This window comes from Mesorhizobium sp. DCY119 (assembly GCF_003590645.1).
GTDB lineage: Bacteria > Pseudomonadota > Alphaproteobacteria > Rhizobiales > Rhizobiaceae > Mesorhizobium_M.
In genome coordinates this window covers 4,710,403-4,725,095 of sequence record NZ_CP031834.1, presented here as the reverse complement: position 1 = coordinate 4,725,095, position 14,693 = coordinate 4,710,403, and the positions used below count along the sequence as shown (strand labels likewise).

The following is a 14,693-nucleotide window of genomic DNA, read 5'->3' as shown; positions in this document are numbered from 1 at the left end:
TCGTACCAGTCAGGGAGAACAATATGGTCAGCGGCACAAAGATTGAATCAAGCTCAGGACCGATCCGCTACGGCATGGTCGGTGGCGGGCAGGGCGCCTTCATCGGCGGCGTGCACCGTATCGCGGCGCGCATCGATGGCGAGTTCGTGCTGGTTGCCGGCGCGCTATCGTCCAACCCCGAGAGAGCAAAGGCATCTGGCGCCGAACTCGGCCTCGATCCCGAGCGGAATTATGGCTCGTTCCTGGAAATGGCCAAGGCTGAGGCCAAGCGCCCGGACGGCATCGAGGCAGTCGCGATCGTCACGCCGAACCATATGCACTATCCGGCCGCGAAGGCGTTCCTCGAAGCCGGCATCCATGTCATCTGTGACAAGCCGCTAACCTCGACACTGGCTGATGCAAAAAAGCTTGCAGCATTGGTCGAAAAGTCCGGCAAGGTTTTCGTGCTGACCCACAATTACACCGGCTACCCGATGATCCGGCAGGCCCGCGAGATGATCCAGAAGGGCCAGCTTGGTGATATACGCGTGGTGCAGGCCGAGTATCCGCAGGACTGGCTGACCGAAAAGGCGGAGGACACGGGCTCCAAGCAGGCTGCTTGGCGGGTCGACCCGAAACAGTCCGGCGTCGGCGGCTCTACCGGCGATATCGGCACCCATGCCTACAACCTCGCCCGCTTCGTCACCGGGCTGGAACTCGACAGCCTGTCAGCCGATCTCGATGCTTTCGTGAAGGGACGCGTGCTCGACGACAACGCCCATGTCATGCTGCGCTTCAAGAGCGGTGCGAAAGGCATGATCTGGGCGAGCCAGGTCGCGCCCGGCAACGAGAACGGGCTGAAGCTGCGCGTCTACGGCACCAAGGGCGGCATCGAATGGGTGCAGGCCGATCCCAACTATCTCTGGTTCACGCCCTTCGGCGAGCCGAAGCGGCTGATTACGCGCGGTGGCGCCGGGGCCGGCCCTGCTGCGGCCCGCGTCAGCCGCGTGCCGCCCGGCCATCCCGAAGGTTATCTCGAAGGCTTTGCCACCATATATGCCGAAGCCGCCCGCGCCATTCGCGCCGCGCGCAAGAAGAACGGCAAGCCGGCGAAGGATGTCGTCTACCCGACGGTGCAGGACGGCGTGGAAGGCGTTGCCTTCGTCGAGGCTTGCGTGAAATCGTCGAAGAAAAACGCGGCCTGGACAAAGCTGTAGCTGAGCACGGACCAACAGGCGGTGGCGGGAGCGATCCCGCCGCCGTTTTTCGTGATGTGGGGTTCATCACGGTCGCCCTGCTCACCGAAGCAGTGGCAAAATCCGTGGCCGATCGCTATTTGATGTCTGATGAATGACATTGCCGGCGTTTCAGGCGAAGATACCAGGCAAGGCAAACGGATTGAAGGCACCATCATGGCGGCAAGGGATACGCTGACGAAGAACCAGTTGCGCGTGCTCGAAAAACTCGAGGCGTCGACCGGGCCGCTCAGCGCCTACACTTTGCTGGATCTCCTGCGCGAGCAGGGTTTTCGCGCGCCCTTGCAGGTCTATCGTGCGCTCGATGGCTTGATGAATGCCGGCTTCGTCCATCGGCTCGAAAGCATGAACGCCTTTGTCGCCTGCGCCGAGCCGCACGACCACAGCCACCGCATGATCGCCTTCGCCATCTGCGACAAATGCGGACAGGTGTCGGAATTTTCCGACGAGGTTGTCGGCAAGCAGCTCGACCAATGGGTCGGCTCAACTGGCTTTGCCGCCAAGAAGGCCGTCATCGAGTTTCGCGGCACCTGCGCCAAATGCGCGGCGATCGCGGCTTAGGGTTCCGGCTGCTGTAGCGCAATCAAACCTCCGCAGTGGTCATACCGTCGCGCAGCAACTGGACCTTGCGATTGAGATCGATCATCTCCGACACGGTGAATCCGGAGCGGCGCAACAGCGTTTCCGTCAGGCAGCCGGTCTTTGCATGAAGCTCGGCGCCTTTCGGGCTCAGATGGACCTGGACCTGACGTTCATCAGTAGTGCTGCGCTGGCGTGTCACAAACCCGGCGCTCTCCAGTCGCTTCACAGCGGGCGTGATGGTGCTTGGCTCGAGCGCCAGCCTGTCGGCAATTGCCGAGATGGTCAGGCCGTCCCTCTCCCAAAGCGTGCTCAGCACGATATACTGCGTATAGGTAACGCCGAGATCATCGAGCATCGGCTTGTAGACGCGGTGGATGGCGATCGACGCTGAATAGATCGAAAAACAGAGCTGGCTGTCGAGCGGCAATGTCGGGGCGTCGGTCATGGTCGAAGTCTCCTTGATTCGGTAGGGTGGATAACCCTTACCACAAAAAATGATATCGCGATAAAGAAAGTGCTTTACAAGGCCTAGGGTGGGGTGTACAACATGATTATCGCGATAATGATTATCGCGAATAACCCAAGAGGAGATGCCCAAATGACCAACACCCTGATTGCCGCCGCCACCCTCGCAATGGCCGCCGCAACCGCACTCACCCCCGCTCACGCCGCACCTGTCGGCGCCAAGAACATCGTTCTTGTCCACGGCGGCTTCGTCGATGGCTCCGGCTGGCAAGGCGTCTACAACATCCTGAAGAAGAACGGCTACAATGTCAGCATCGTCCAGAACCCGACCACCTCGCTTGCCGATGACGTCGCCGTCACCAAGCGGACGATTGCCCAGCAGGATGGTCCCGTTGTCCTGGTCGGTCATTCCTATGGCGGTGTCGTCGTCAGCGAAGCCGGCACCGACGAGAAGGTGAAGGCCGTCGTCTACATCGCAGCATTCGCACCCGACAAAGGTGAGTCCGTGTCGTCCCTGATCGCCAATCCGCCTGCCGGCGCACCCGTGCCCCCGATCCTGCCGCCGGTTGATGGCTTCCTGTTCCTCGACAAGGCCAAGTTCGCAGAATCCTTCGCGGCCGACGTCGATGCAGCCACCGCAGCTTTCATGGCCGATTCGCAGGTTCCCTGGGGCGTCGAAGCTCTGGCTGGCGCTGTCACCGAGCCTGCCTGGAAGACCAAGCCGAGCTTCTACCTCGTTGCATCGGACGACCACATGATCCCGCCGCCCGCCCAGCGCATGATGGCTGAACGCGCCGGATCGACTGTCGTGGAAACGGCCGGCAGCCACGCTGTCTACGTTTCCAATCCGCAGGCCGTCGCCGCCCTCATCGAGCAGGCAGCGAACGCCAAGTGAAGGACGGGGGCGTTATGATACCGGAGCGTCCCGGACGCTCCGGTATTTTCTTGTCGGGACCAGCGAAGGCCCGGTGACCAAGACCAGCAGGGAAAAAGCCGCGCGTCGGCGGAGGCCTAGTGCGCCTCGTCCCAATTATGAGCAGCGCGCGCGTCGACCTGCAGCGGCACCTTCAGCGACACCGCCGGCATGGCCGCATTTTCCATCACCGAGCGCACCACCGGCAGCGTCGCCTCGACTTCGCCTTCGGGCGTCTCGAAGATCAGTTCGTCATGCACCTGCAACAGCATGCGTGCCGAAAGCTTGGCTTCCGTCAGCGCCCCGTCCATTCGCACCATGGCGCGACGGATGATGTCGGCGGCCGATCCTTGGATCGGCGCGTTGATTGCCGCGCGCTCGTTGAAGGCGCGGTGCTGCGGGTTGGATGAGCGGATTTCCGGATAATGGGCGCGCCGGCCGAAGATCGTCTCGACATAGCCGTTCTCGCGGGCAAAAGCCTTGGTGCTGTCCATGTAATCCCGAATGCCGGGGAAGCGCTCGAAATAGCGCTTGATGTAATCGCTGGCTTCTTCGCGCGGGATCGAAAGCTGGTTGGCGAGGCCAAAGGCCGAAATGCCGTAGATGATGCCGAAATTGATCGCCTTGGCGCGGCGGCGCACGTCCGAGGGCATACCTTCGACCGGCACGCTGAACATTTCCGAAGCCGTCATCGCATGAATGTCGATGCCGTCGGCAAAGGCCTGCCGCAATTGCGGAATGTCGGCCATGTGGGCGAGCACGCGCAGCTCGATCTGGCTGTAGTCGGCCGAGACCAGCTTGTTGCCCTTGTCGGCGATGAAGGCGGTGCGGATCTTGCGGCCTTCCGCGGTGCGGATAGGAATGTTCTGCAGGTTCGGTTCCGACGACGACAGCCGCCCGGTGGACGTGGCGGCCAGCGCGTATGACGTATGAACGCGCTTTGTCTCGGGGTGGATGTAGCCGGGCAGGGCGTCGGTATAAGTCGACTTCAGCTTGGTGAGCTGACGCCAGTCAACGATCTTGCGCGGCAGTTCGTGGCCTTCGGCTGCCAGTTCTTCCAGCACCTGCGCCGAGGTAGACCACTGGCCGGTCTTGGTCTTGGAGCCACCCGGTAGTCCCATGCGGCCGAACAAGATGTCGCCGAGCTGCTTGGGCGAGCCGATGGTGAAGCGGCTGCCGGCGAGCTGGAAAATCTCGTCTTCCAGCCGTCCGGCGCCCTGGGCCAGTTCGCCCGACAGCCGGGACAGAATCTGGCGGTCGACGGAAATGCCACGCTGCTCCATCTGGGCCAGCACCGGCACGAGCGGCCGTTCCAGCCGCTCATAGACGGACGCAAGGCCCTTGGCGGCAAGGCGTGGCTTCAGCACCCGCCAGAGCCGCAGCGTGACATCGGCATCCTCGGCCGCATAGGCAGTGGCCTGCTTGAGATCGGCTTGATCGAAGCCTACGAAACGCTTGCCGGAGCCTGCGATATCCTTGAACTTCAGCGTCTTGTGGCCGAGCCACTTTTCGGACAGGTCATCCATGCCGTGGCCGCCAGTCGTGCCGGCGTCGAGCACGTAGGAGATCAGCATGGTGTCGTCATAGGAAACGACGTCGATCCCGTGCCGGTTCATCACCACGAGATCGTATTTCAGATTCTGCGCGATCTTCAGGACGGACTTGTCCTCCAGCAGCGGCTTGAGTGCTGCAAGAGCATCGCGGACGGGGATTTGCCCTTCCAGCAGCCCGCCGCCAAGCAGATCGCCGCGCCCGCTCTTGTGGCCGAGCGGCACATAGGCAGCCCGGCCCGGGGCCGTCGCCAGCGAGAAGCCGATCAGCTCCGCCTGCATCGGGTCTAGGGAGGTCGTCTCCGTATCGAAGGCAACGAGGCCGGCCTCTTTGGCCTCAGCAACCCAGGCCTGCAATGTCGGCAGATCGAGGATGCAGGTATAGGCATCGGTATTGATCTTCTCGGCAACGGCAGCCTCGGCGCGAAGAGCCGAGAGCAACGACGGCGTGGTGCCATCCTTCTTGGCCTCGTTCGGTCCTCCGGCAGGCTCTGCGCCGCCGTCCCCGGAAGCCCCTGCCGCCGACGGTCTGGTGGCAGGCGCGGACGGAAATCCGACATCCGGTCCATGGGCTGTGTCGGCGCGCTCGATCACGAGTGCTGTAGCATCCACTTCCGCAGCCTCGGTGCTGGTCGCTTCGGCGACACGGCGGGTCAGCGTCGAGAATTCCATCGCCTTGAGGAAGCCGATCAGCCTTGGTCCATTTGGCGGCTGGAGAACAAAATCATCCAGCCCTTCCTTGACCGGCACGTCAATCTTCAACGTCACCAGATCGCGTGAGATGCGGGCCTTGTCGGCGTTGTCGATAATCGACTGGCGCCGCTTGTCCTGCTTGATTTCGGAAGCACGCGCCAGAAGCGTGTCGAGGTCGCCGAACTGTTCCAGAAGCTGCGCGGCGGTCTTCGGGCCGATGCCCGGCACGCCCGGCACATTGTCGACGGAATCGCCGGTCAGCGCCTGCAGGTCGATCATCTTTTCCGGCGGCACGCCCCATTTCTCGATGACCTCGGGAACGCCGATCTGGCGGTCCTTCATCGGGTCGTACATGCCGACGCTCGGGCCGACGAGCTGCATCAGGTCCTTGTCCGACGAGATGATGGTGGCGTCGCCGCCGGCCTCGCGGGCCAGCCGCGCATAGGTGGCAATCAGGTCGTCGGCCTCAAAACCTTCCATCTCGATACAGGGCAGGTCGAAGGCACGCGTTGCCTCGCGAATGAGCCCGAATTGCGGGATCAGATCTTCCGGCGGGGCGGAGCGATTGGCCTTGTATTCGGGATAGAGGTCGTTGCGGAAGGTCTTTGAGGAATAGTCGAAGATGACGGCGAAATGCGTCGGCGTGATGCCGACATCGGTATTTCGCGAATCCTGCATCAGCTTCCAGACCATGTTGCAGAAGCCGAGAACCGCGCCCGTCGGCAGCCCGTCCGACTTGCGGTTCAGCGGGGGCAGCGCATGGTACGCGCGGAAGATGTAGCCGGAGCCGTCGACAAGGAAGAGGTGATCGCCTTTTTTCATGGCGTAAGCCCTAACGCGGAGGTCCGAAACTGTCCATTGCAAACAGGCAAGGGCCGGGCTTGTCTTGCCGATACCTGACAGAAATGCCGCTCACGCGTTTGTTACAAAACTGTAATTTTCGTGCCCTTGAATCGCCACGTTCGCATATCCAAATGACACTCATCGGCATCATAGCCGAGTCCGGATTAAGGCCCGTCCCCCGCCTAGACCGGACCAAGCGGCAGCCTAATCCCCCTCTCCGGGCTGCCGCCCCCTTTTGAAAGTACCGCCGCCGTGGTCCCCTCCAGCCACGGCGGCATTTTTTTGTGCCACGCCCGGCGTCTGGTCCAACATTGCCGGGGTTTCCTTTTTTCGCCGGGGCTTTAGGGTGGCGCCGCAGATTCGAAAGGCTTCCCCAATGTCCGCTCTCACACCCGTCCTCGACAAACTCGACGCCAATCTCGACCAGAGTATCGAACGCCTGTTCGAGCTTCTGCGCATCAAGTCGATCTCGACTGATCCGGCCTTCAAGGCCGATTGCCGCAAGGCTGCGGAATGGCTGGTCGAAGACCTGAAGTCGATCGGCTTCGAGGCGAGCGTTCGCGACACACCCGGCCACCCGATGGTCGTCGCGCATCACGATGGGGAAGGTCCTCACGTATTGTTTTACGGTCACTACGACGTTCAGCCCGTCGATCCGCTGAACCTGTGGGAAAATGACCCGTTCGATCCGGCGCTGAAAGAAATAGAACCCGGCCGCAAGGTCATCACCGGGCGTGGGTCTTCGGACGACAAGGGCCAGTTGATGCTCTTTGTCGAAGCCTGCCGCGCCTACAAGCAGGTGCATGGCAAGCTGCCTTGCAAGGTGACGATCCTGTTCGAAGGCGAGGAAGAATCCGGCTCGCCGTCGCTGAAGCCCTTCCTCGAAGCCAACGCTGCCGAGCTGAAGGCGGATTTCGCCATGGTCTGCGACACCGGCATGTGGGACCGGGATACGCCGGCCATCTGCGTCGGCCTGCGCGGCCTGGTGGGTGAAGAGATTACCATCCATGCCGCCGACCGCGATTTGCATTCCGGCGAATTCGGCGGAGCTGCCGCAAATCCCGTCCGCATCCTGGCCAGGGTGCTGGCCGACATGCATGACGACATCGGCCGCGTCACCATCCCCGGTTTCTACGATGGCGTCGAGGAGACACCGTCGCAGATACTGAAGTCATGGGAAGCGCTTGGCGAAACGGATGAAAATTTCCTCGGCGTGGTCGGCCTGTCCATTCCGTCGGGTGAAAAGGGACGCTCGGTGCTGGAACTCACCTGGGCGCGTCCGACCGCCGAATTCAACGGCATCAATGGCGGCTATACTGGCAAGGGTTTCAAGACGGTCATCGCCGCCGAGGCCTCCGCGAAGGTGTCGTTCCGCCTCGTCCACAAGCAGGACCCGGTCAAGATACGCGCCGCTTTCCGCGATTTCGTGCGCGCTCGTATTCCGGCCGATTGTTCTGTCGAGTTCCACGAGCATGGCGGCTCGCCTGCGATCCAGCTTTCCTATGACTCGCCGTTTCTCATCAAGGCCAAGCAGGCGCTGTCCGACGAATGGCCGAAGCCTGCGGTCATGCTTGCGATGGGTGGCTCGATCCCGATCGTCGGTGATTTCCAGACATTCCTCGGCATGGAATCGCTGCTGGCCGGCTTCGCGCTGGTCGACGACCGCATCCACTCGCCGAACGAAAAATACGACCTGTCGTCATTCCACAAGGGGCAGCGCTCCTGGGCGCGCATTCTCGACGCGCTGACACGCTAATTCCGGGGCAAACGCAATGACCATCCGCTTTCACAAGAACGATCTGCCGGACCTTTCGAACTACAATGTCGACGCCGTCGCCATCGACACCGAGACGCTTGGCCTGAACCCGCATCGCGATCGGCTCTGCGTCGTGCAGATATCGCCGGGCGACGGTACGGCCGACGTTATCCAGATCGCGCAGGGCCAGAAAACGGCCCCCAATCTGGTCAAGCTGCTGGGTGACGACAAGATCACGAAGCTGTTCCACTTCGGCCGCTTCGACCTGGCCGTCCTCTATCATGCGTTCGGCGTCATGCCCGAGCCGGTATTCTGCACCAAGATCGCCTCGCGCCTGACCCGCACCTATACCGACCGGCATGGGTTGAAGGACATTTGCAACGAGCTGCTCGGCGTCAGCCTGTCGAAAGCGCAGCAATCTTCGGATTGGGCTGCGGAGACACTGTCGCCCGAGCAGCTGGAATATGCAGCTTCGGACGTTCTCTATCTGCACCGGCTGCGTGATGTTCTGGTTGGCCGGCTTGCCCGCGAGAACCGTACCAGCGAGGCGGATGCCTGCTTCAAATTCCTGCCGACGCGGGCCAAGCTCGATCTTCTCGGCTGGCCCGAAGACGATATTTTCGCCCACAGCTGAACCGGCTTCCAGCCCGGCTTGGCATAATGACCGGCCTTCCATCCGTTCCCATGTAGGTACTGACAGGATCAAAGATGGCTTGTTTTCGTTGAGTCATCTCAGCAATGCCGAAGCAGAAAGGGACGCCGAAATGTACAAGCACATCCTCATCGCCACCGATGGTTCCGAACTGGCGCAGAAGGGTCTCGGGCATGGCCTCGCGCTGGCGAAAAGTCTCGGCAGCAAGGTCACGATCATCACCGTGACCGAACCCTTTCCGGTTTACGGCATGGCCGGCGAATTCGGCTGGGTCGGCAGCCCGGCCGATGTGGAAAGCTACAAGAACGGCAGCAAGGAATTCGCCCAGAAAGTTCTTTCAGCCGCCAAGGCTGCTGCCGATAAGGCAGGCGTGAAGGCTGAAGTCCTGCATGTCGACGACAGCACCCCGGCCGACGCCATCGTCGCGATCGCCAAGGAGCGCGGCAATGACCTCATCGTCATGGCGTCACACGGCCGCCGCGGCATCGGCCGCCTGCTGCTTGGCAGCCAGACCTCCGAGGTTCTGACTCACAGCACCGTTCCGGTTCTGGTCGTGCGATAAACCACTGGCAGCACAGGCAGACGAGCAGGTTGCGGCAGACGCAATGCCGCAACAAGCTGCTTATTCAAGGACTTCCGGGAAAGCCGCTTAATCCCTCCTTAAATCGCCGCATTTACTGTTCACTCGAAGCCCACGCGCAATTGGGGAATGGGCAGCAGCGGACGGCATGGCGAAAAGAACGACGACACGCATCGAACCGACTTTTGACGGACCCGCCGAGCACAAGGCTTCGGGCGGTTTCTCCGTCAGCGAAGATGACCGTGTCATGCCCTCAGCCAAGAAGCAGCCAGCCGCAAAGCGCAAGGCTGAGAAGGCGGAGAGGGGCCAGCCGTCGCGTCGCAGCCGGAAAAAGCCGAGGCGCGGATTTTTTGGCGGGCTGACGCGCGCAGTCTACTGGTGCTTCGTGCTGGCGCTGTGGGGTGGTATCGCCGCTGCCGGCATCGTCGTCTACTACGGCGCGCAGATGCCGAGCGCCACGACATGGGCCATTCCGGATCGCCCACCCAATGTGAAGATCGTCTCCGTCGACGGCAAACTGCTCGCCAACCGAGGCATGACCGGCGGCGAAGCGGTCGGCCTGCATGAAATGTCGCCCTATATTCCGCAGGCGGTGATGGCGATCGAGGATCGCCGCTTTTACTCGCATTTCGGCATAGACCCGATGGGCCTTGGCCGTGCGCTGCTGGGCAACCTCACCAGCGGCCGCTTTTCGCAAGGCGGCTCGACGCTGACGCAGCAGCTTGCCAAGAACCTGTTCCTCAAGCCTGACCGCACCATCGAGCGCAAGGTGCAGGAGGTGCTCCTGGCGCTGTGGCTGGAGCAGAAGCATACCAAGGACCAGATCCTCGAAATGTATCTCAACCGGGTCTATTTCGGCTCGGGCGCCTATGGCGTGGAAGCTGCATCTCGGCGCTACTTCGGCAAGTCGGCTCGCGACGTGACCTTGTCGGAAGCGGCACTGCTTGCCGGCCTGCTGAAGGCGCCGTCCCGGCTTTCGCCGGCGCGTGATCCCAAGGCCGCCGAGGCGCGGGCACAGCTGGTGCTGGCCGCCATGCGTGACGAAAACATGATCGGCGAGAAGGAACTGGCGACCGCGATGAGCGCGCCGGCAACCCGCGCCGCATCCTACTGGACCGGTTCCGAACATTATGTCGCCGACCGCATCATGGAAGAACTGCCGAACCTCATCGGCGAGGTGCGCTCGGATATCATTGTCGATTCCACGATCGACCTGACCTTGCAGGATCTCGCGGAGAAATCCATCCGCCGCCTGATCGACGAGAACGGCGAGAAGCTGAGCGTCAGCCAGGGCGCACTTGTGTCGATCGACAACTCAGGTGCGGTGCGTGCGATGGTCGGCGGCTACGACTATGCCAACAGCCAGTTCGACCGTGCCGCAGAAGCGCGCCGTCAGCCCGGCTCGGCCTTCAAGCCGTTCGTCTATCTGGCCGCCCTTGAGGCAGGCCGCACGCCCGACAGCATCCGCAACGATGCGCCGATCAGCATCGGCAAATGGAAGCCCGATAATTACAACGGCAAATATTTTGGCCGCGTCACGCTGGCAACCGCGCTGGCGAAATCGCTGAATTCGGTTGCCGCCCAGCTGACCATGGAAGTCGGACCTGATGCGGTGATCGAAGTCGCCCATCGCATGGGCATCGAATCGCAGCTTCAGGCGAACACCTCGATCGCGCTCGGCACTTCCGAGGTCACGCCGCTGGAACTGACGGCCGCCTATGTGCCCTTTGCCAATGGCGGTTACAAGCCCGAGGTCCATTTCATCCAGCGCATCACCACGACTGCCGGCGAAGTGCTTTACGAAGGCGCCGGCGGCAACGCACCGCGCGTCGTTCGCCCCGAAATCGTTGGCATGATGAATTCGATGATGACCGGAACGGTCGAGGTCGGCACCGCCAAAAAGGCTGCCTTCAACTGGCCGTCTGCCGGCAAGACCGGAACCAGCCAGAACTCGCGCGATGCCTGGTTCGTCGGCTACACCGCCAACCTGACGACCGGCGTGTGGTTCGGCAATGACGACGGCAAGCCGATGAAGAAGGTGACCGGCGGTGCGCTGCCCGCTCAGGCATGGCACGAATTCATGGTGGCCGCGCATGAGGGTGTGCCTGTCGCGCCGCTGCCGGGAACATGGAAATCCGTGCCACAGGCAGAACCTGGTTCCGTGCCGATGGCGAGCGTCGAGGAGCCAGACCATCCGGCGGCTGCGCCGGCGCCTTCGCCCGTCAGCCGGAACCTTCCCATGGATGATGTCGGTGCTGCCGATGGCGACACAGGCTTCGTACCCATGCCGCAGGAACCGCCGACCGCTTCGATCGGCCGCCGACCTGTTCCGCAGGCTGACGTGGGTGGGCCGGTGGTCAGGCGGCAGACGTCGATCCTCGACGTGATCATGGGTAACTGATCTTCGCCGATTATTCGTCTGCCCTGCGGCCACGTCGCCGCTGGCCAGCGCGATCTTCATCCATTACATAGCGGGCTTGGAGATCACGCAATGGCTGTAGCCGATACACGAAAGACGATCGTTCTCACCGGCGCCAGCCGCGGGATTGGGCATGCCACCGTCAAGCGCTTTTCCCGCGAGGGCTGGCGCGTCATCACCTGTTCGCGCCAGGCCTTTGCCGAGGATTGTCCATGGCCGGCTGGGCCTGAAGACCACATCAAGGTTGACCTCGCCGACCAGGAAGACGTTGGCATTGCCGTATCCGAAATCCGCCACCGGCTCGAGGCCCATGGTGGGCAGCTTCATGCGCTGGTCAACAATGCCGGTATCTCGCCCAAGCTGAAAGACGGCAGCCGCATGAACTCCATCGACACGCCGATGCATGTCTGGCGCGATGTCTTTCAGGTGAATTTCTTCGCGCCAATCATGTTGGCGCGCGGCCTGTTTAGGGAATTGGCGGCGGCCAAGGGTTCGATCGTCAATGTCACCTCGATCGCCGGTACACGCGTGCACCCCTTCGCGGGAACGTCCTACGCCACGTCGAAGGCCGCGCTTGGCTCGCTGACGCGTGAGATGGCGCACGACTTCGGCCCGCACGGCATTCGCGTCAATGCCATCGCACCGGGCGAAATCGACACGGCGATCCTGTCGCCCGGCACCGAGAAGATCGTCGAGACGATCCCGTTGCGCCGGCTCGGCTCGACATCGGAAATCGCCGACATCATCTTCTTCCTGTGCTCGACCCAGGCGTCCTACGTGACCGGTTCGGAAATCCACATCAATGGCGGCCAGCACGTCTGACCGCCATCGCTAACCGCAATTAATCCTTCGGCTTGTCCTCGGCAACCGGCTCTTCGCCGGTCTGGATTTCATCCGTTTTGGCGTCGTCGCTCGGCTTAAAACCTTTCAACTCGGTCAAAGGACTATCCGACGTCAACGGCCCGGCGAGCGGCGGGCGCGGATCGTCCTTGGTCGAGTCCTTCACGACCTGCTCGACGATGCCGCGCGCGACCTCGCGCTCGCCCATGATGACGACATCGGCACCCAATCCGGTCAGATGATCGACCTCGGCGTCGGAGTGCGCGCGCGAGATGATCCGGATTTCCGGATTTGCAGCGCGAGCGCGCAGGATGATCTGACCCGCTTCGAAAGCGTTGGGAATGGCCAGGATCAGCCGTGTTGCACCAGCGGCATTGGCCGAAGCGAAGACGTTGCTGTTTGCGGCATTGCCTGCAACGGTTTCGATGCCCTCGGCGTGGAGCTTGGCCAATGTCTTGTCCGCATCCTCGATGACGAGGAACGGCAGGCCCGCCTCCTTCAGGGATTTGCCGACAAGGCTGCCGACACGGCCGTAGCCGATCAGGATCGTATGGTCAGTAAGCTTGGTTGCGGGCGGCAGGTCCGCATCCGCCTTGGCTGAAACTGGCGCAGCAGTGGCAACGACACCGGGTTCCGTCGCCGGACCAATCGGCTTGGTTTCAGGTGCAGCTGGAGTCTTGCCGGAACGTTTTTCGAGCCAGGGTTTCAGTCTTTCCACGCCGGCAAAGACCAGCGGGTTCAGCACGATGGACAGGATCGCGCCGGCCAGGATCAGGTCTCGTCCTTGCTCAGGCAGGAGGTCCAGCCCGACGCCGAGTTCGGCAAGGATGAAGGAGAACTCGCCTATCTGCGCCAGGCTTGCCGAGATTATGAGCGCCGTTGCGATCGGATAGCCGAAAGCGATGACGATGAGGTAGGCGGCCACCGACTTGCCGATGACGATGATGAACAGCGTCGCCAGAATGGGCCAGGTGTTCTCGATCAGGCTGGCCGGGTCGAACAGCATGCCGACCGAGACGAAGAACAGCACCGAGAACGCGTCGCGCAGCGGCAGCGACTCTTCGGCTGCCTGATGGCTGAGTTCGGATTCGCTCATGATCATGCCGGCGAAGAACGCGCCGAGCGCCAGCGAGACGCCGAACAGCTTTGCGGCACCGAAGGCAACACCCAGCGCGATGGCCAGCACCGCTAGCCGGAACAGTTCGCGCGAGCCGGTATGGGCGACGTAATGCAGGATCCAGGGAATGACCCGGCGTCCGACGATGACCATGACCAGCACGAAGGCCGCAACCTTGGCCAGTGTCACACCGACCACGCCCCACAGCCCGAGATCGAACTGCAATGAGAGAAGGCTGCTGGCGTGTTCAGCCGCCTGTTCCTGCCCGCCCAGCACGCCCGCAAGTGCTGGCAGCAACACTAGCGCCAGCACCATCGCCAGATCCTCGACGATGAGCCAGCCGACGGCGATGCGCCCGCGCTCCGTCTCGATCATGCGCCGTTCCTGCAGCGCACGCAGCAGAACGACGGTACTGGCGACAGATAGCGCCAGACCGAAGACAAGCCCGGCGCCGAGTGTCCAGCCCATCAGCCACGAGAGTGCCGCGCCGAGTGCTGTTGCGAAAGCAATCTGCACGATTGCGCCGGGCACGGCGATGGCGCGGACAGAGAGAAGGTCTTTCAGCGAAAAATGCAGGCCGACGCCGAACATCAGCAGGATGACGCCGATCTCGGCGAGTTCCAGTGCCAGGCTCTGGTCGGCGACGAAGCCGGGTGTGTTCGGGCCAACCAGTACGCCCGCGATCAGGTAGCCGACCAGCGGTGGGATGCGAAATCGATTTGCCAATGCGCCGAAAACAAAAGCCAGCCCCAGACCGGCGACGATAGTTGCGATGAGGGGCGTGTCATGCGGCATTGTTCGGGGGTCGCCTTCCAAAAAACTAAACAAAATGGGATCGGACCGGCGAAAGCCGCTCCGATTTCAATATGGGTGAGTGGGTGCCTTTCTCGCAACCCCACAAGTCCATGAATCTTCTTTGAAATCCAACTTTTCGATGAAAATGAAGGACAAGCTGCGCTGGGGTGAAAAGCATGTTGGAATCTTGGAGCGGTTCGAAGAACCAACCACACCGTCGCGACGGCTCTCTAAATTCTATAAAAAAGGTAGA

Annotated in this window: 12 protein-coding genes; 9 read left to right on the top strand and 3 right to left on the bottom strand. The window is 62.0% G+C overall.

Features of this window, described 5'->3' with window-relative positions:
* Positions 1–23: 23 nt before the first annotated feature.
* The 3 genes from DZG07_RS23110 to DZG07_RS23105 are packed head-to-tail and all read left to right on the top strand — an operon-like array spanning position 24 to position 1,796.
* Positions 24–1,196: a Gfo/Idh/MocA family oxidoreductase gene (locus tag DZG07_RS23110; RefSeq protein WP_091916493.1), complete on the top strand. Its 1,173-nt coding sequence runs from the start codon at positions 24–26 to the stop codon at positions 1,194–1,196.
* A complete protein-coding gene (locus tag DZG07_RS24070) occupies positions 1,151–1,333 on the top strand; it encodes a hypothetical protein (RefSeq protein WP_133304793.1) in 183 nt (60 codons plus the stop codon). The genes DZG07_RS23110 and DZG07_RS24070 overlap by 46 nt, the downstream gene beginning before the upstream one ends.
* A 58-nt stretch (positions 1,334–1,391) precedes the next feature.
* Positions 1,392–1,796, top strand: a complete 405-nt coding sequence (locus DZG07_RS23105) for a Fur family transcriptional regulator (RefSeq protein ID WP_091916618.1) — start codon at positions 1,392–1,394, stop codon at positions 1,794–1,796.
* 22 nt (positions 1,797–1,818) lie between these two features.
* On the opposite strand, the gene DZG07_RS23100 is transcribed toward DZG07_RS23105, so the two are convergent.
* The gene (locus DZG07_RS23100; protein ID WP_119821114.1) at positions 1,819–2,262 is read right to left on the bottom strand and encodes a MarR family transcriptional regulator; all 444 of its coding nucleotides are present in this window, start codon (positions 2,260–2,262) and stop codon (positions 1,819–1,821) included.
* Between the two features lie 189 nt (positions 2,263–2,451).
* On the opposite strand from DZG07_RS23100, the gene DZG07_RS23095 reads away from it, so the two are divergent.
* Positions 2,452–3,177 (top strand): alpha/beta hydrolase, encoded by a 726-nt coding sequence (locus DZG07_RS23095; RefSeq protein ID WP_245429668.1) that lies wholly within the window; start codon positions 2,452–2,454, stop codon positions 3,175–3,177.
* 116 nt (positions 3,178–3,293) lie between these two features.
* On the opposite strand, the gene polA is transcribed toward DZG07_RS23095, so the two are convergent.
* Complete coding sequence (polA, locus tag DZG07_RS23090; protein WP_119821110.1) at positions 3,294–6,260, bottom strand: DNA polymerase I; 2,967 nt, start codon at positions 6,258–6,260, stop codon at positions 3,294–3,296.
* Positions 6,261–6,657: 397 nt separating this feature from the next.
* Here polA and DZG07_RS23085 point away from each other — a divergent pair, with 397 nt between their 5' ends.
* The 5 genes from DZG07_RS23085 (at position 6,658) to DZG07_RS23065 (ending at position 12,510) form a co-directional block, all read left to right on the top strand.
* On the top strand, positions 6,658–8,037 hold the full coding sequence (locus DZG07_RS23085) for a M20/M25/M40 family metallo-hydrolase (RefSeq protein WP_119821108.1): 1,380 nt from the start codon (positions 6,658–6,660) through the stop codon (positions 8,035–8,037).
* 16 nt (positions 8,038–8,053) lie between these two features.
* Positions 8,054–8,671 (top strand): ribonuclease D, encoded by a 618-nt coding sequence (locus DZG07_RS23080; RefSeq protein WP_119821106.1) that lies wholly within the window; start codon positions 8,054–8,056, stop codon positions 8,669–8,671.
* A gap of 130 nt (positions 8,672–8,801) precedes the next feature.
* On the top strand, positions 8,802–9,251 hold the full coding sequence (locus DZG07_RS23075) for a universal stress protein (protein ID WP_119822003.1): 450 nt from the start codon (positions 8,802–8,804) through the stop codon (positions 9,249–9,251).
* A gap of 166 nt (positions 9,252–9,417) precedes the next feature.
* Positions 9,418–11,670 carry a transglycosylase domain-containing protein gene (locus DZG07_RS23070; RefSeq protein WP_119821104.1) on the top strand — a complete coding sequence of 751 codons (2,253 nt, stop codon included), beginning with the start codon at positions 9,418–9,420 and terminating at the stop codon, positions 11,668–11,670.
* 90 nt (positions 11,671–11,760) lie between these two features.
* Positions 11,761–12,510, top strand: a complete 750-nt coding sequence (locus DZG07_RS23065; RefSeq protein WP_091916508.1) for an SDR family oxidoreductase — start codon at positions 11,761–11,763, stop codon at positions 12,508–12,510.
* A gap of 19 nt (positions 12,511–12,529) precedes the next feature.
* Here DZG07_RS23065 and DZG07_RS23060 read toward each other — a convergent pair whose 3' ends face one another.
* Complete coding sequence (locus tag DZG07_RS23060; RefSeq protein WP_119821103.1) at positions 12,530–14,440, bottom strand: cation:proton antiporter; 1,911 nt, start codon at positions 14,438–14,440, stop codon at positions 12,530–12,532.
* Between the last annotated feature and the right edge of the window lie 253 nt (positions 14,441–14,693).